We start from the raw sequence: 17,814 nt of genomic DNA on the forward strand, positions 1-17,814 counted from the left end.
TGTAGAACTTTGACAAAATTTGACTGCTATGGTTAAAATGAATTGCCAATTACGGCTTATCTATGAAAAAGGGCAGTCTTATGAAAATGAAAACAGCATTAGCAATTACATTAGGTTCTTTATTCAGCTTTTCGGTAACAGCAGCCGAACTGGAAAAATTACCGTGCCGATTCAACTTCTTGATGTAGAAAAAGGCAATAAAGATATTGGTACAGTAGAAATTACTGAATCTAAATACGGCTTAGTATTTACTCCAAATCTAAAAGATTTAACAGAAGGCTTACACGGCTTCCATATTCACGAAAACCCAAGCTGTGATGCAAAAGAAAAAGGTGGCAAGCTCACAGCAGGCTTAGCCGCAGGAGGACACTGGAACCCTAATAAAGCCCCACATCACGGCTTCCCGTGGTCTGATGATGCTCATTTAGGCGATTTACCTGCATTAACCGTTTTACACGATGGTACATCAACTAATCCAGTATTAGCCCCTCGCTTGAAAAAATTAGATGAAATTAAAGGTCGTTCATTAATGATCCACGAAGGCGGCGATAACCACTCAGACCACCCGGCTCCTCTTGGTGGTGGTCCTCGAATGGCGTGTGGTGTAATTAAATAAAATTTGCTCTAGTTAAAAAGTGTTGGTTTAAATATCATTCCAACACTTTTTTATTTCTAGCCATTACCATATAATTGCCTCCTATTAAGGAGAAATATATGTCTATAAAAGCAAAAAAAGAACCCCATAAAATACTTCCAGAACAAGCAACTTTTTCTAAGAGTTCGCCGGTTTATATTCCCCTATTTTTTGCTAACAAAAAGGCAAGAGTACAAACAGTATGGGAATTAGAACTTGAAAATGGTGAACGTGATTCAGGAAAGGTGAAACGTAATCGTATTCAATTTAATCGTTTGCCAGTCGGTTGTCACAAATTAACAGTTATTGCTGGTACACCGCTTTTAGGGCAAGGCACAAAGATTTTTGAGTGTTCATTACATATCATTGATAAGCAATGAAATAAAAACTCATCAAAACGTCTATCTGTTTTCTGATTAAAAAATCATTCTCAAGCTGCTTTATAGATAAGCTATTCATAAACTTGAATAGCTAAAAAATTTACAAATTATAATTAAGCAAATAAAAAACCTGACTGCAAATAGCTGCTAGTCAGGTTTTTTACTTATCAACTAACTATATTTATGCCTTTTTTCTCACCACTAACTGGCTTAATACCACAAGGGTTAATGAGAAGATAATCATAATGGTTGCTAGTGCATTTACCTCTGGGGTTACACCTGTTTTAACCAATGAGAAGATTTTCAATGGTAATACTTCGTAGCTTGGGCTTGTTACGAATGAAGAGACGATAACGTCATCTAATGAAATCGTAAAGCTTAGTAGCCAGCCTGAAATAATTGAAGGTAATGCCAGTGGTAAAATGATTTTGCGTAAAATCGTGACTTCACTTGCACCTAAATCTTTCGCCGCTTCTAACATCTTGCCATCAAAATCGCTTAAGCGTGATGAAATAGCGATAACCACATAAGGTAAACAGAAAGTGATGTGAGCAATTAATAGCGAAATAAAGCCTAATTTTATACCTAAGATCATAAATAATACAAGCATAGATACCGCCATCACGATATCTGGCGACATCATTACCACGAATAACATTCCGCCTACTAATTTTTTACCACGAAAGCGGTAACGATAAAGTGCGATTGAAGTTAATGCACCTAAAATAGTAGAGAATGTAGCAGCGAAGAACGCAATGGTTAATGAGTTCATTGTTGCTTGTACTAACGTATCATTGCTGAATAAACGCTCATACCAGTTCCAAGTAAAGCCTTTCCAGTTCAAGCCGAAACGGTCTGCATTGAAAGAGTTTACCACTAAAATAATAATTGGAATATATAGGTAGGCAAATACAGCCAACATAAAAAGGTTTCTAAACATCTTTTTCATTATTCAAGCTCCACCTTTTTATTTAATAGTTTATTTGCACGATAGTAAACATAAAGCATTAACGCCATTAAAATAGTTAAAGCAATACTTACCGCAGAACCGACTGCAAACTGGTTAGTATTTAAGAATAAGCTCTTAATAATGTTACCTACCAATGGTGTTTTACCGCCGCCTAATAAGTCTGCCACATAGAACATACCCATTGCAGGTAGTAATACTAATAAACAACCCGCCACAACGCCCGGCATTGTAAGTGGAATAGTTACTTTAATGAAACGTTGGAATGCATTTGCCCCTAAGTCTTTTGCAGCTTCTAGTAAGCGGTTATCAATTTTCTCGATTGATGAATAAAGTGGCAAAATCATAAATGGTAATAGAATGTAAACTAAACCGATGATAATTGCCGCTTCTGAGTTTAATAAACGTAAAGGTTCATTGATCAAGCCTATTGCCAATAAAGTTTCATTTAAGAAACCTTTTACACCTAAGAAAATTTTAATACCGTAAATACGAATTAGCGAGTTAGTCCAGAATGGTAACACCACTAAAAACAGTAAAAACGGGCGCAATTTTGCAGGCATTTTTGCGATAAAAAACGCAAAAGGGTAACCAATTACCAAGCAGATAATTGTTGCAACGCCTGCCATATAGAGCGAGTTCCACAATACGGTTGCGTAAGTGTCATTAAATAATGCTTTATACGCATCTAAGCTAAACGCAAAATCAACAAAGTATTGGCTTTGACGATTTTCCGTTAAGAAACTGATAATTAAAACGAGTACGTTCGGCACTAATACGAAAAGTAATAACCAACCGAAAATAGTTGCGACCGCACCATTTTGGAATTTGTTATTCGCCTTCATCGTTTAACACAACCTCCCAGCCTTCATACCAAGTAAGAGCCACTTTTTGCCCTACTTCGTGGTCAATGTTCGGGTCATCTTCGTTGAAGAATTCGCTAACCAATACGTTCATACCGTTATGATCTAATCTTACGCTAGACTCTAACGTCATACCTTTATAGTTACGGTCGATAATATGACCGATAATCGCTTTAGAGCTTTCGTTTTCATCTAACTCTTCAATCACGATATCTTCAGGGCGTAGTAATACTTTTAGTTTTTGGTTCGGGTGAACGTCTAAATCTTCAATTTTAATGTTGCAGATGCGACCTTCTACATTCGCTTTCACGTTAGTTGCATCAACACGCTCAATCACAGTTGCATCAAATACGTTGATTTCGCCGATGAAACGAGCTACGAATAAGTTGCTTGGCTCTTCGTAAATTTCACGAGGTGTGCCATCTTGAGCAATTTTACCGCCATTCATTACAATAATACGATCAGACATTGTTAATGCTTCTTCCTGATCGTGTGTTACGAAAATAAAGGTAATACCCAATTGACGTTGCAACGCTTTTAACTCATTTTGCATCTCTTTACGCAATTTATAGTCAAGAGCAGATAGAGATTCATCTAATAACAATACTTTTGGCTTATTAACTACCGCACGAGCAATCGCAATACGTTGTTGCTGACCACCAGAAAGCTGAGCAGGTTTTTGTTGCGCTCTATCTTCTAAACGCACCATACGTAATGCTTCCATTACACGAGGTTCGATTTCTGAATTTGGCACTTTCTGCATACGCAAACCAAATGCTACATTTTCAAAAATAGTCATATGTGGGAAAAGCGCATAGCTCTGGAATACGGTATTCACAGGGCGTTGTTCTGCCGGAACATTAGAAACATCTTGCCCATCAAGAATAATTGAACCCTCAGTTAAATCTTCAAAGCCGGCAATTAAACGCAACGCAGTTGTTTTACCACAACCTGAAGGGCCTAAAATCGTTAAAAATTCACCATCGTTAATGGTTAAATTCAAATTTTTAAGAATCGTTTTACTACCGTAGCTTTTCGTTACATTTTTAAGCTCGATGATAGCTTTTTGTTCTAATTTTTCCATCTACTGTTTTTTTCCCTTAAATTGAAAAAAGAAAAGTACTCACAAAATCAGGCTCTCGCCCCCAAAAAATCAACTTATAATGATATAGCTAAAGGGGCAAGATTGAAAGGAAAAATTTACATTTTGGGGATTTTTCTTGGATTAACAAGCGGTCTAAATTTTAGAATTTTTTGCAAAGTTTTTAAGAAATTCGACCGCTTGTTTTCTTTCCGTTAAAATACTTCCCAACAATTACTTTTCAAACTATCTTATGAAACTCAATTCTCAACAACAACAAGCCGTAGAATATACAAACGGGGCTTGCCTTGTGCTGGCGGGGGCCGGTTCGGGTAAAACTCGGGTTATTATTAATAAAATTGCTCATTTAATTGCAAATTGTGGCTATTCGCCGAAACAGATTGCGGCGGTTACTTTTACCAATAAAGCCGCCCGCGAAATGCGGGAGAGGGTGGCTCATTCTATTGGTAAGGAAAATAGCAAAGGGCTGACGATTTCTACCTTCCACACACTCGGTTTTGATATTTTAAAGCGTGAATACAAATTGCTGGGCTTTAAATCAGGTATGACCTTGTTTGATGAACACGACCAAATCGCCTTACTCAAACATTTATTGCCTGAAAATGTTACGGAAGATAAAGATTTACTGAAGGCCCTGATTTCCACCATTTCAAATTGGAAGAATGATCTGCTTTCGCCTGAAATGGTCATTTCTCGTGTGCGTGATGAGCGTGAGCGAGTCTTTTCGCATTTTTATCAGCTCTATCAAAATCAACTTAAAGCCTATAATGCGTTGGATTTTGATGATTTGATTATGCTGCCTGTATTGCTGTTTCGCCAATTTCCAGAGGCAAAAGAACGTTGGCAGAACAAAATTCGCTATTTGTTGGTTGATGAATATCAAGACACCAATACCAGCCAATATGAGTTAATTAAGCTGATTGTCGGCAACGAGCCAAACTTTACGGTGGTGGGCGATGATGACCAATCTATCTACTCTTGGCGTGGAGCGAAGCCAGAAAATATGCAGCGGCTGCGTGAAGATTTTGATTTAAAAGTGATCAAGTTGGAGCAGAATTACCGTTCCAGCCAGCGGATTTTGCATTGTGCCAATATTTTGATCGACAACAACGACCATCTGTTTACTAAACGCCTGTTTTCAGAGCTTGGCGAAGGCGAAAAGCTAAATGTAATTGAAGCGAAAAATGAAGAACACGAGGCGGAGCGAATTGTTGGGGAGCTGATTGCACACCGTTTTTCTTGCAAAACAAAGTATAAAGATTATGCGATTTTATATCGGGGTAATAGTCAATCCCGTTTGTTGGAAAAATTGCTCATGCAGAACCGTATTCCCTACAAAATTTCGGGCGGCACATCATTTTTTGCCCGAGCGGAAATTAAAGATATGATGGCGTATCTGCGTTTGGTGGTAAACCAAGATGATGATGCGGCATTTTTGCGGATTGTAAACACGCCAAAACGGGAAATTGGGGCTGCAACATTAGAAAAATTGGGAATACTGGCGAATGAAAAACAAGTCAGCTTATTTGAGGCGATTTTCGATTTTGAGCTGATTCAACGCTTAACGCCAAAACCTTACCAAGCCTTGCAAGATTTTGCCCGTTGGATTGTGGAAATTGCCGACCAAGCAGAGCGGTCTGACCCGATTGAAGCGGTAAAAGATTTGTTGGCAAAAATTCAATACGAAGCCTATTTGTATGAAATGGCTGCAAATCCAAAAGTGGCGGAAATGCAGAGCCGAAACGTGCAGACCTTGTTTGAATGGGTGCAAGGAATGTTAGAGGGCGATGAAATAGAAGAGCCGATGAGTTTGGTACAAGTAGTAAACCGCTTAACCTTGCGAGATATGTTAGAGCGTGGCGAAGATGACGATGAAGCCGACCAAGTACAGCTAATGACGCTTCACGCCTCCAAAGGCTTAGAATTTCCACACGTTTTCTTAATTGGAATGGAGGAGGGCATTTTGCCACACCAAACCAGCCTTGATGAAGAGAATGTGGAAGAGGAACGCCGTTTGGCTTATGTGGGCATTACCCGAGCCCAACAAACGCTTACTTTTTCACTCTGTAAGGAACGCCGCCAATATGGCGAAATCATCAAACCCGAGCCAAGCCGTTTTTTAATGGAATTACCGCAAGACGATTTGGTGTGGGAAAGCAGTAAACCAAGGCTTACAGAAGAGCAGAAAGAGGCAAAATCGTCCGCTAATATAGCGAACTTAATGGCGATGTTAAAAGCGAATAAGAAATAGCAACAAGCGGTTAAATTTTGGAAATTTTTTGCAAGTGATTTGCAAATTTTTCAGCAAAATCTGACCGCTTGTTTATGTGATAATTTTTGACTTATCTCAATAAATTGGCGGAATACCTATTTTCAATTATTACATTGAGCGTTTCGACGTTATAGACTAAAAAGTGTTTGTAGAGGAGAAATAAGATGGAATTAAAAACAGTTATTGAGCAACGCAAAACTATTAAAGCCTTTAATCCTACCGTGAAAATCAACCGTGAAGAGCTGCAAGAGATGCTAACCTTAGCACAATTTGCCCCTTCAAAAGCGAATTTGCAGCCTTGGCGATTTGTGGTGGTTGATGATGAGGCAGTCAAAAAAGAGCTGTCGGGCAATGTTGCTTTTAATGGACCACCTTGTGAAACAGCCTCTGCTGTGGTTGTGGTGCTTGCCGATTTGCAATATGACAAATTATTAGGTGATATTGTTGATCAATCGGTTGAAACAGGTTGTTTGCACCAAGAGTTTCGTGATCGTAAATTTGATTTTCTACTCGGTCTCCATCAGCAATTAACAGATGCGGATATTCGTGATCAGGTGCTAATCGATAGCAGTTTAACTGCTATGCAGCTGATGCTGATTGCTAAAGACAGAGGCTACGATACCCACGCAATTGGTGTATTTAACCGTAGTGCTGTAATGGATTTACTCGAAATTGATAGCTCTCGTTATCTGCCGGTAATGTTATTAGCCATTGGTCGAGCGGCAAATCCGGCATTACCAAGTTGCCGTTTAGGCTTAGAATACACGGTGTCTTGGAATAACGGCAAAGGATTTAAAAAATAGTCAATAATCTTCACAACAAGCGGTCGAATCTCTTAATTTTTTTGCAAAAAATTGCTAGAATTCGACCGCTTTTATTATTGTGTTTTTATAATTATGTGGGATTGATATGAATACAGGATTAGATCCAAAATCGAACTTTTTCGGCAAAATGATTTTTGCCAGCCGCTGGCTACAGTTGCCTATTTATCTAGGTTTAATTGTGGTGCAGGGGATTTATGCGTACAAGTTTATGAAGTCGCTATATCATTTGGTGGTTGATCTCAACCAAATGGATTCAAATATGGTAATGCTTGCTGTATTGAATTTGATTGATGTGGTGATGATTGCTAATCTTTTAGTGATGGTGATTGTAGGTGGCTATGAAACCTTTGTGTCTAGATTGCGAGTTGATGGACACCCAGATCAGCCTGAATGGCTTGATCACGTTAATGCGACGGTACTGAAAGTCAAACTGTCGATGGCAATTATCAGTATTTCATCTATTCACTTGTTGCAAACTTTCATTAATGCCTCCAACCTTGATGAGAAGCAAATGATGTGGCAGGTAATTATTCATCTTACTTTTGTGGTTTCTGCTTTAGTGTTGGCATATATTGATAAAATTTTGAATGCTCAACACATTAAAAATTAATCTTAGGCAGCATACATTTTGGCTAAAAGCGATTATAATAAAATCGCTTTTATTATTATTTAGACGAATTGATAGGACGAAATTATGGCAAAACATTATGATTATATTGCAATTGGTGGTGGTAGTGGCGGTATTGCTTCTATCAATCGAGCGGCAAGCTATGGGCAAAAATGTGCGATTATTGAAGCAAAACATCTAGGTGGTACTTGTGTTAATGTAGGTTGCGTGCCGAAAAAAGTAATGTTTTATGGTGCTCAAATTGCAGAAGCAATTCACCGTTATGCCTCTGATTATGGCTTTGATGTCTCTGTTGAACATTTTGATTATGCAAAATTGGTGGAAAGTCGACAAGCCTATATTGAGCGTATTCACACTTCATACAATAACGTACTGAGTAAAAATAATGTTGATGTGTTAAATGGTTTTGCTCGCTTTAAAGATACAAAAACTATTGAAGTGAGTTATGAAGATGGATTGAAAGAAGATATAACGGCTGATCATATTTTAATTGCAACAGGTGGTCGCCCAACTATTCCTAATTTAGAAGGGGCAGAATATGGCATTACGTCAGATGGTGTATTTGCATTAAATGAATTACCAAAATCAGTGGCAATTATAGGGGCTGGCTATATTGCTGTTGAATTAGCAGGTGTATTTAATAGTTTAGGCGTAAAAACGCATTTGTTTGTGCGTCAGCACGCACCTTTACGCCAGCAGGATCCACTTATTGTCGAAACATTGTTAGAGGTGTTAGAGCAAGATGGCATTGAGTTGCACACTCAAGCAATTCCGCAAAAAGTAACGAAAAACCAAGATGGAACACTTACTTTAGCTTTAGAAGATGGGCGTGAAACCACTATTGAAACCTTAGTTTGGGCAATTGGACGTGAACCTGCAACCGATGTGATTAACTTAGAGGTAACAGGTGTTAAAACAAACGAACGCGGTTTTATCAAGGTGGATAAATTCCAAAATACCAATGTGCCAAATATTTACGCAGTAGGCGATATTATTGAAGGTGGTATTGAATTAACGCCCGTAGCGGTGGCAGCAGGTCGCCGATTATCAGAACGTTTATTCAACAATAAACCAAACGAACATCTAGACTATAATTTAGTGCCAACGGTAGTATTTAGTCACCCTCCAATTGGAGCTATTGGCTTAACTGAGCCACAAGCTATTGAGCAATATGGCAAAGAGAATGTAAAAGTCTATAAATCTTCTTTTACCGCAATGTACACAGCGGTAACTCAACATCGCCAACCTTGTCGAATGAAGTTGGTGTGTGTAGGCAAAGAAGAAAAAATTGTCGGGTTACACGGCATTGGCTTTGGCGTTGATGAGATGATTCAAGGATTTGCAGTTGCAATCAAAATGGGAGCAACAAAGGCGGATTTCGACAATACAGTCGCAATTCACCCAACAGGTTCAGAAGAATTTGTCACAATGCGATAAATATAATAGAATATGGCGATGGATAGAGAATATTATTCTAATAATTTTTAGGAAAAATATGAGGACATCTCTTATCTTAGTGACCTTATGTTCGTTTATGATTGGGAATGTTTATGCACAGCCTAATAGTAAAACTAATATAAGTGACTTGGAAGAGCAGGAAAATAATAAACCGACATTTAAGATTTCAGAACGTAGAATACTAAAAAAGCCGGTAGAGGACAATTCGGAAAGTAGTTTTTCTATGGAGGAATTGCGTGTCGGTGCTCAACGGATTCCAGATGCTGCTGAAATTCAATATTATAAATCTCAATGCCGCTATGCTTTTATGTCAGAGAGAGATGTTATTGAAAATAGGTGTGAGACTAAAAAAGTTTCGAGACCTAGATAACAAAACGGAGCTTATGCTCCGTTTTATTTTAGCTATTCGCCTTGAAATAAGAATGGATTTACCCCGCTTCTCGATAAGCCTTTTTGCTCCATTTCAGAATCTAAAAACAGGCTGGCTAAATCGTCTGCTACAGGCTCAACGTTAAAATCTTTATCTTGATAAAGCACTTTTAAGTAAGAGTGGCAATCTCCACAGCTTTCTGCTTTCACTGCTGCTTCAACAGAATCTAAGCTCCAGTAATCTAGCTTACCTGTTTCATCACAGTTAGTACATTTTGCCCGTACAACGTGCCACTCGCTTTCGCATAAAGAACAGTGTAGGTAGCGTAAACCTTGTGCTTCACCAAAATGAATGACACTGGTAACAGGTGCGGAATTACACACAGGACAAAAATGTTTATGTCCAACTTCAGCACGGGTATTACGAGGTAACTGCTGAGCTAGTTGCACCCAGTAGAGTGAAAGAGCTGCCCAAATAAATACGGCCTTATCGGCTGCTACAAGTTCATAATGCTCATTTAAAAGATTATCCGCTAGCGTTTCTAATTCAGAAGCAGAGGCTTTTTCTAACCATTCTAGTGTTGGAAGAATAGGATCATTTGCATAAGGCTTGAATTTCTCAATAATAGCGAATAATAGCTCTCGCCATTCATCACTACGTTGGAAATTTTTACTGTTTAATGGTTTATCTCCTTGTGTTAATTCTACACAAGCAGTTATTTTTTCCGAATAATTTGCAATTGGTCTGCTGGTTAATAATTCAAGCTGAATATCCACTAAATTAGCGGAGAATTCCATATAATCGCCAAACGGATTTTCTTTAGCTAATTCGCGTAAACGTTTTGCACGGCGAGAGTAGAGGTTTTTAGGGTTAGCAAAAAGTAATTCAGGTTGTTGAAATGAACTTGCAACTTGTTGAATTTCATCTTGCGGTAAAATTTTGATACTCATAACTTTCCTAAGTTATATAACATAGTTATAAAATAAAAGTGCGGAATTCTCCGCACTTTGGTGATTATTGAATAGTGTTATCTTTCTTAACGTGTTTTTCGATTTCAGGTAAGATTTCTTCACGATACCATTTTGGGTGGTGTTTTTTTGCCCAGCGAACTGTTACCCAGCCTTCAACCATACCTCTAATTGAGCCTTTTACCCAGAATGCCATATAGATATGTACTAGAATTCCAGTAAATAACATAAATGCACTAAATGAGTGAAGTAAAATCGCAATTCTTAATACCGGAATTGAGAAATAGTGAGAGAAAAATTGCCTCCACATAATAATCCCTGTAATTAAGAGGGTAAACATCGCAAGAATCAATGTCCAGAATAGTAATTTCTGACCTAGATTGTATTTGCCGTTATCGGCAACCGCGTGTTCATTACCTTTTAACACCTCAACAATGCCTTTTGCCCAGCGAATATCGTTTTTCTCCGGAATATTATGATGCCAATAAACTAGCACCATAATAATAAATGCAATAAACATAATAATCCCAGTGAAAGGGTGTATTGCACGAGCAATTTGTGGTGTACCTAAGATCTCAGTGAGCCACGCAAAATCAGGGAAGAAGAATGCCACACCAGTAAACATCGTCATAAAGAATGAAATAACGAGGAACCAGTGACTAACACGAGGTAACGGCTTATGACGAATAATTTTAGTATCATTCGTAACGATAAATGGCTTACTCATGTCTATCTCCTTCTCTAATATTGTGGTGATGATCTTCAACATCCTCTTCAACGTTTGGACCAACGGTTACATAGTGTGCAACTTCTGCTAATGCTAAGCCACCTAATGCAACGGCTGCAACCGGTTTTAAGACGTCTTTCCATAGTGTAACTGTGGTGTCAATCTTCGGATCTTTCGGTAAGCCTGAATAAAGTTCTGGTTTATCTGCGTGATGTAATACATACATAACGTGTGTACCACCCACACCTTCAGGATCGTAAAGACCTGCATTTTCATAACCACGAGCTTTAAGGTCTGCAATACGTTGTTCTGCGTAGAACTTCATTTGCTCTTTACTACCGAAGCGAATTGCACCTGTTGGGCAAGTTTTCACACAAGCCGGCTCTTGACCTACCGCTACACGATCCACACATAATGTGCATTTATAAACACGGTTATCTTCTGGGTTCATACGTGGAATGTTGAACGGACAACCTGCGATACAGTAACCACAACCGATACATTTATCAGATTGAAAATCGACAATACCGTTAGCATATTGAATAATTGCACCCGGAGCAGGGCAGGCTTTCAAGCAGCCCGGCTCCATACAGTGCATACAACCATCTTTACGAATTAACCACTCTAAACGGTCATTTTCCTCAACTTCGTTGAATTTCATTACCGTCCACGCTTTTGCATTCAGATCGGCAGGATTATCGTAAACACCAACACAAGCAGCGTCGATATCAGAGCGGATATCATTCCACTCTGAACAACCTACCTGACAAGCCTTACAGCCAATACAGGTCGTTACATCAATTAATTTTGCCACTTCCACTTGGTGAGAACGAGCCTGTGGTGCAGGTGTTAAACCAGAGGTAGCGGAGATCTTACTAATGTTTTGAGATTGAACTGCTCCCATTTTTAGCCTCCAATTTTCTCAATGTTTAACAACATACACTTCGATTCTGGCGTATTAGAACTAGGATCGCCCGAGCGTACTGTTAGGTTATTAGCAAAATAACCTTTTTTCGCTCCAGTAGTTGCTGCAAATCCCCAGTGAATCGGAATACCGATAGTATGGATTGGCTTACCATCAGACACTAATGAACGAATACGTTTTGTTACTACTGCAACGGCTTTAATTTCACCACGTTTAGACCAAACACGTACTTTATCTCCGTTTTTAATGCCTTTTTCTTCAGCCAATTTATCTCCAATTTCAACAAATTGCTCTGGCTGAGCGATTACATTGAGAAGCACGTTTTTTGTCCAATAGTGGAAATGTTCTGTTAAGCGGTAAGTTGTACCTACATAAGGAAACTCATCACTTGTACCTAAATCTGCTTTATCCGTTGGTAAAATACGAGCTACAGGACTGTAAATTACATTAGGGTGTAATGGGTTGGTGCCGATTGGTGTTTCTAATGGCTCATAATGTTCTGGGAATGGGCCATCAATCATACGCTCACGCACGAATAAACCAGATACTCCCTCTGGTTGCATAGTAAATGGCATTGTTGGAGAGTTTGGAGGTGCAGTACCGAAGTCAGCAACATCAATGTAGTTCCAGTTCTTTCCATTCCATTTTACTAATTGGCGTTTTGGGTTCCACGGTTTACCACTTAAATCCGCTGATGCACGGTTATAAAGAATACGACGGTTTGCTGGCCACGCAAATGCCCAACCTAAGGTGTTACCCAAGCCCGATGGGTCTGAGTTATCACGGTTAGCCATTTGGTTACCTTTTTGTGTCCACTGACCTGTATAAATCCAGCACGCACCAGAGGTTGTACCATCATCACGCATTTGACCGAAGCTTGATAATAATTCGCCTTGTTTCACAAGGATATTACCATCAGCATCTTTCACATCAGCTAAAGCATAACCATTATTCTCTTTCGCAATTTCTTCTGCCTTTGGTTCTAGCGGATTTGCATAATTCCAAGTCATTGCTTCTATTGGCTCAACTGGTGCTTTACCGCCTTCTTTATGGTAAAGGTGGATTAATTCGGCACGAATTTCAGATAAGATATCAATATCTGGTTTTGCTTCGTGTGGAGCATCTGCCGCTTTCCAATGCCATTGTAACCAACGACCAGAGTTTGCAATAGAACCATCTTCTTCTGCGAAGCAAGTTGTTGGTAAACGGAATACTTCAGTTTGGATTTCTGCAGAGTTTACATTATTGAACTCGCCGTGATTTTTCCAGAATTCAGACGTATCAGTAATAAGCGGGTCAAAAATGACTAAATATTTCAAATTACTTAACGCTTTGATAATTTTCTGTGAGTTCGGGTAAGAAGCAACAGGGTTCATACCTTGACAGAAGTAACCATTGATTTTGCCTTCATACATTTGCTCAATGAAACGGAAGTGGTCGATGCCCCCTTTTTGTAACTTCGGCAGATAGTGGAAACCAAACTCGTTTTCAGCGGTTGCATTATCGCCATAAAATGATTTCATCATACTGATGAAGAATTTCGGTGCATTTACCCAATAGTTGACCTGACCTGCGCCCATTGTTTTTGGTGTAATACGTGTTAAGAATGCTTCTAATGAAACATCGGTTTCGCTAGGCAGTGGTAAGTAAGCGGGAAGCCGTGCTGGGAATAAACCTAAATCAGTAATACCTTGCACGTTTGAGTGGCCACGTAATGCGTTTACGCCACCACCCGACACACCGATGTTACCACACAGTAGTTGGATCATCGCCATAGAACGGATATTCTGCGAACCAACGGTATGTTGTGTCCAACCTAACGCATAAAGGAACGTTGCGGCTTTATCTGGAGCAGAGGTTTTCGCAATTTCTTCACAGAAAATCAAGAAATCTTTTTGTGGTGTGCCTGTAATACGCTCAACCATTTCCAGCGTATAGCGAGAAACGTGTTCACGTAACATATTCAGTACGCAACGAGGATCTTGAAGGCTCATATCTCTTAACGGATTGCCTTCTTCATCCATTTGGTAAGTCCAAGTAGATCTATCTTTATAGGTACGCGTAGCTTCATCATAGCCAGTAAATAGACCGTCTTCGAATTTAAAGCCTTCGTGTATTAAGAAAGTTGCATTGGTATAGTGTTTAACATATTCGTGTTGAATTTTATCGTTTTTCAACAAATAGTTTATCGCACCTAGTAGGAACGTAATATCTGTACCTGAACGTAATGGCATATAGATATCAGCCACCGCAGCACTTCGGTTAAAGCGTGGATCTACCACCATTAACTTAGCACCATTTTGTTTTTTCGCTTCAATTGCCCAGCGGAAACCTACAGGGTGAGCTTCAGCGGCGTTACCGCCCATAACAATAACGAGATCAGAGTTTTTAATATCAACCCAGTGGTTGGTCATCGCACCGCGACCAAATGATGGAGCAAGACTTGCTACCGTTGGTCCGTGTCAGATACTCGCTTGGTTATCGGTAAATACCATACCGAGAGAGCGAACCCATTTTTGGGTTAATAAACCAGTTTCGTTACTACAGGCAGAACCTGCTAAGAAGCCAGCGGTTAACCAGTGATTAACTGGTGTACCTTCTATATTTTTTTCAATAAAGTTAGCATCACGGTCGTCTTTAATGTGGCGAGAAATACGTTCAATAGCCTCATGCCAAGAAATTCGTTTCCATTCGCTTGAGCCAGGCTCTCGCACCTCAGGATAATGTACACGGCGATCACTATTTACATAGTCTAACGAGCCTGCTCCTTTAGGACATAATGCACCACGGCTAACAGGATGGTCAGGATCCCCTTCAATATGAAAAAGTTTCCCTTTACTATTCATTGCTTGTCCGCCTAAAGAATACATTAGCATTCCGCAGCCTACAGCACAGTAAGTACAGGTTTGGCGAGTTTCTTTCGCTCTTAAGAGCTTATACTCGCGAGGAGCTGCTAATGCTGCTGTTGGAGCAAAGCCCAACATTGCCGCAGAAGTTCCCGCCATACCACCTGCACAGACCTTAAAGAACTTACGTCTTGAGATCTGCATAATCACTCCAAACACATAATGTGGTAAATAAAAGTAAAATGATCAAAAAATTAAGTTAATAAATTGATCGAAGAGGTGTATCATTTTCCTCCTAATAAAAGAAAATGGATATACTCTTTTTTTGGTAAAAAGGTTAAATCTCAAAAAAGTTTGATTTAAACCAAATTTTTTCGAGCATAATGATACAACTTTTTAACAAAATAAACTACTTTTTAAGCATAGAAGAGATGAAAATTGTGAATAAGATCACAAAAATAGATGCCAAAAAATTATTATTCTCAACAACTGAGCTAAAACAGCAAAATTGTGAAGATAATTTGATTTCAGAAGTGCCTGTTGCACTGGTTTATAATGGTATTTCTCATACGGTGATGATGACAACACCTTCAGATTTAGAGGATTTTGCATTAGGTTTTTCCTTAGCGGAAGGGATTTTAAACTCTCCGCAAGAGTTATACGGATTGGATATTTTTGAACAAGAAAATGGCGTAGAAATTCAGCTTGAGATTTCTACCCGACAATTTGTGCAGCTAAAAGATAAACGTCGTTCAATGGCAGGCAGAACAGGGTGCGGAATTTGTGGCGTAGAGCAGTTGGAACAAGTCAATCAAAGTTGCAAAATTGTTAAGAAAAATAACCGCTTGCAAGATGTGAATCCGCTTATTTTAGAACGTTGTTTAGAGCAGTTAGAAAACGCACAAACATTATCGAAAGAAACAGGTGCAAGCCACGCTGCTGCTTTTTTTAGCTTTGAAGGCGAGTTATTAGCCATTCGAGAAGATGTAGGGCGGCACGTTGCATTAGATAAACTGATTGGCTGGTATGCGAAAGCAGGCTTTCCAAACGGTTTTGTATTTGTCACCAGTCGAGCCAGTTTTGAAATGGTACAAAAATGTTTAGCAATTGGAATTGAAATGCTCTGTGCGATTTCTGCGACAACTGAAATGGCAGCCAAAATGGCTCGTGATAATCAATTCACATTATTGGCGTTTGTCCGCAAAGGAAAAGCTACCATTTATTCGGGAGAGGAGCGATTAGCTCTTAAATAGTAATGGAAATCGCACTTTTATTAGCAGATAAAATTTTACAGCTTACCTTAATGGTTTTACTAGGTTATGCTATTGTCAAAACCAAACTTTTAACATCAGAGCAAAGTTATCCCATTTCGATTATCGGGCTTTATATTATTAGTCCTGCAATGCTGATTACTGCCTTTCAAGTCGATTACACTACCGAAACGCTGAACGGTTTATATCTTGCTTTTATTATCTCAATTATCTTCAGTGCGTTACTAATTCTATTGGGTTGGATATTCAAAAAAAAACGCGAAATTAAACAATATTGAGCAAGCCACAACCACTTATTCCAATTCAGGAAATTTAATTATTCCAATTGTAGCCTCTCTTTTGGGGGCTGAATGGGTTATTTATTCCACCGCATTTATTGTGGTACAAAGTGTTCTGTTTTGGTCGCATTTAAGAGCGTTAATCTGTGGCAAGGGCAGCGTACCATTTAGAAAAATTCTCTTTAATATCAATATCATCGCTATTATTGTGGGTATGCTTATTGCCGAAATCCCATTTAAAGAAATTATTACCGATAAACGGATTTATCTGGTTACATTCCTGCGCTTAATCTTTATTCCGTTGATTTTATTAGCGGTGATTAAATTATGCGGTTTTGAACGCTGGGTTATTAATGGCGAAACCATTGTGATGATTACCTTTCTTGCCACAATCAGCCCTTCTGCGGCAACTATCACACAGATGGTAGTGGCTTATGGGCAAGATGCTAAAAAGGCGAGTGCGATTTATGGTGTAACCACGCTATTGTGTGTGTTTACGATGCCGTTTATTACTTGGCTTTACCAAGTAATATAAAAAAACAATCGGTCGAATTTTACTAAAATTCGACCGATTGTTTGTGTTTAAACTAAGCCACAGTTACAGACTCAATCACCACATCTTCAACAGGAACGTCTTGGTGGAAGCCTTTATTCCCTGTTTTCACGCCTTTGATTTTATCTACAACGTCCATACCTTCAACCACTTCGCCAAATACCGCATATCCCCAATCTTGAACAACGGTTTTGCCAAACATCTCTTTTGAACGGTAATCTAAGAACGTATTATCTACCACATTGATGAAAAATTGTGATGAAGCAGAGTGCGGATCAGAAGTACGAGCCATTGCTAAAGTACCGCGTTTATTGCTTAAACCGTTGCTTGCTTCGTTTTGAATTGGGGCTTTAGTTGGTTTTTCTGTCATTCCAACTGTCATACCGCCGCCTTGAATCATAAATCCATCAATCACACGGTGGAAAATTGTGCCGTTGTAAAAGCCTTCTTTGCAATAATCTTCAAAGTTTTTTGCAGTAACAGGGGCTTTGTCAAAGTTTAATTCGATTTTGATGTCGCCAAAATTGGTGTGTAGTGTAATCATTTTTTCCTCTTAATATAAAGATTTAGTAGCAACTGTATCCCCCAAAATATTTGGCGAGATACAAATTCGTTAATTAAAGCGCGTGAGCATTCCACTGTGAGCCATCACGGACGATGGCATTAATCACGGTTAAAAGCTTACGTATACAGGCGTTTACCGCCACTTTGAACGGTTTGCCACGAGCAATCAGCCGTTCATAAAATG

At 39.1% G+C, this 17,814-nt stretch carries 16 protein-coding genes and 1 pseudogene; 9 read left to right on the forward strand and 8 right to left on the reverse strand.

The genetic code is table 11. The features are described from left to right. The first annotated feature begins 37 nt into the window (after positions 1–37). Both sodC and ACERCF_RS02985 read left to right on the forward strand, forming a co-directional pair. Entirely contained in the window at positions 38–616 is a 579-nt protein-coding gene (gene sodC, locus ACERCF_RS02980) for a superoxide dismutase [Cu-Zn] SodC (RefSeq protein ID WP_373624573.1), read from the forward strand. Positions 617–714: 98 nt separating this feature from the next. Continuing rightward, positions 715–1,014, forward strand: coding sequence for a hypothetical protein (locus tag ACERCF_RS02985; protein WP_373610682.1), 300 nt, complete (start codon positions 715–717; stop codon positions 1,012–1,014). A 181-nt stretch (positions 1,015–1,195) separates the two neighbouring features. Here ACERCF_RS02985 and potC read toward each other — a convergent pair whose 3' ends face one another. Genes potC through potA form a run of 3 tightly spaced genes read right to left on the reverse strand, consistent with a single transcriptional unit; the run spans position 1,196 to position 3,928 of the window. Continuing rightward, a complete protein-coding gene (gene potC / locus ACERCF_RS02990) occupies positions 1,196–1,963 on the reverse strand; it encodes a spermidine/putrescine ABC transporter permease PotC (protein ID WP_373610683.1) in 768 nt (255 codons plus the stop codon). Next, positions 1,963–2,826, reverse strand: a complete 864-nt coding sequence (gene potB, locus ACERCF_RS02995) for a spermidine/putrescine ABC transporter permease PotB (RefSeq protein ID WP_373624574.1) — start codon at positions 2,824–2,826, stop codon at positions 1,963–1,965. The genes potC and potB overlap by 1 nt, the downstream gene beginning before the upstream one ends. Continuing rightward, positions 2,813–3,928 (reverse strand): spermidine/putrescine ABC transporter ATP-binding protein PotA, encoded by a 1,116-nt coding sequence (gene potA / locus ACERCF_RS03000; RefSeq protein WP_373610686.1) that lies wholly within the window; start codon positions 3,926–3,928, stop codon positions 2,813–2,815. Before potA ends, potB begins: the two co-directional genes overlap by 14 nt. 250 nt (positions 3,929–4,178) lie before the next feature. Here potA and rep point away from each other — a divergent pair, with 250 nt between their 5' ends. The 5 genes from rep (at position 4,179) to ACERCF_RS03025 (ending at position 9,498) form a co-directional block, all read left to right on the forward strand. Next, positions 4,179–6,197: a DNA helicase Rep gene (rep, locus tag ACERCF_RS03005; protein ID WP_373624575.1), complete on the forward strand. Its 2,019-nt coding sequence runs from the start codon at positions 4,179–4,181 to the stop codon at positions 6,195–6,197. A gap of 185 nt (positions 6,198–6,382) precedes the next feature. Next, positions 6,383–7,021 carry a nitroreductase family protein gene (locus ACERCF_RS03010; RefSeq protein WP_373610689.1) on the forward strand — a complete coding sequence of 213 codons (639 nt, stop codon included), beginning with the start codon at positions 6,383–6,385 and terminating at the stop codon, positions 7,019–7,021. Between the two features lie 106 nt (positions 7,022–7,127). Beyond that, positions 7,128–7,652: a TIGR00645 family protein gene (locus ACERCF_RS03015; protein ID WP_373610690.1), complete on the forward strand. Its 525-nt coding sequence runs from the start codon at positions 7,128–7,130 to the stop codon at positions 7,650–7,652. Between the two features lie 84 nt (positions 7,653–7,736). Further along, the gene (gorA, locus tag ACERCF_RS03020; RefSeq protein ID WP_373610691.1) at positions 7,737–9,107 is read left to right on the forward strand and encodes a glutathione-disulfide reductase; all 1,371 of its coding nucleotides are present in this window, start codon (positions 7,737–7,739) and stop codon (positions 9,105–9,107) included. A 97-nt stretch (positions 9,108–9,204) separates the two neighbouring features. Further along, positions 9,205–9,498, forward strand: a complete 294-nt coding sequence (locus ACERCF_RS03025) for a hypothetical protein (protein ID WP_373610692.1) — start codon at positions 9,205–9,207, stop codon at positions 9,496–9,498. Between the two features lie 32 nt (positions 9,499–9,530). On the opposite strand, the gene fdhE is transcribed toward ACERCF_RS03025, so the two are convergent. The 4 genes from fdhE to fdnG form a co-directional block, all read right to left on the reverse strand. After that, positions 9,531–10,448: a formate dehydrogenase accessory protein FdhE gene (gene fdhE, locus ACERCF_RS03030; RefSeq protein ID WP_373624576.1), complete on the reverse strand. Its 918-nt coding sequence runs from the start codon at positions 10,446–10,448 to the stop codon at positions 9,531–9,533. Positions 10,449–10,512: 64 nt separating this feature from the next. Beyond that, positions 10,513–11,193 carry a formate dehydrogenase subunit gamma gene (locus ACERCF_RS03035; RefSeq protein ID WP_373610694.1) on the reverse strand — a complete coding sequence of 227 codons (681 nt, stop codon included), beginning with the start codon at positions 11,191–11,193 and terminating at the stop codon, positions 10,513–10,515. Further along, the gene (gene fdxH, locus ACERCF_RS03040) at positions 11,186–12,097 is read right to left on the reverse strand and encodes a formate dehydrogenase subunit beta (protein WP_373624577.1); all 912 of its coding nucleotides are present in this window, start codon (positions 12,095–12,097) and stop codon (positions 11,186–11,188) included. The genes ACERCF_RS03035 and fdxH overlap by 8 nt, the downstream gene beginning before the upstream one ends. Before the next feature lie 2 nt (positions 12,098–12,099). Continuing rightward, on the reverse strand, positions 12,100–15,168 hold the full coding sequence (gene fdnG, locus ACERCF_RS03045) for a formate dehydrogenase-N subunit alpha (protein ID WP_373624578.1): 3,069 nt from the start codon (positions 15,166–15,168) through the stop codon (positions 12,100–12,102). 236 nt (positions 15,169–15,404) lie between these two features. Here fdnG and fdhD point away from each other — a divergent pair, with 236 nt between their 5' ends. Next, the gene (gene fdhD / locus ACERCF_RS03050; RefSeq protein WP_373624579.1) at positions 15,405–16,217 is read left to right on the forward strand and encodes a formate dehydrogenase accessory sulfurtransferase FdhD; all 813 of its coding nucleotides are present in this window, start codon (positions 15,405–15,407) and stop codon (positions 16,215–16,217) included. 2 nt (positions 16,218–16,219) lie between these two features. Further along, a pseudogene (locus tag ACERCF_RS03055) lies at positions 16,220–17,048 on the forward strand (AEC family transporter). Positions 17,049–17,100: 52 nt separating this feature from the next. Here ACERCF_RS03055 and ACERCF_RS03060 read toward each other — a convergent pair. Beyond that, a complete protein-coding gene (locus tag ACERCF_RS03060) occupies positions 17,101–17,610 on the reverse strand; it encodes a peptidylprolyl isomerase (RefSeq protein ID WP_373624580.1) in 510 nt (169 codons plus the stop codon). Positions 17,611–17,814 lie beyond the last annotated feature (204 nt).

It is taken from the genome of Mannheimia kashgarensis, from assembly GCF_041807705.1.
In the GTDB taxonomy this organism is placed as follows: domain Bacteria; phylum Pseudomonadota; class Gammaproteobacteria; order Enterobacterales; family Pasteurellaceae; genus Mannheimia.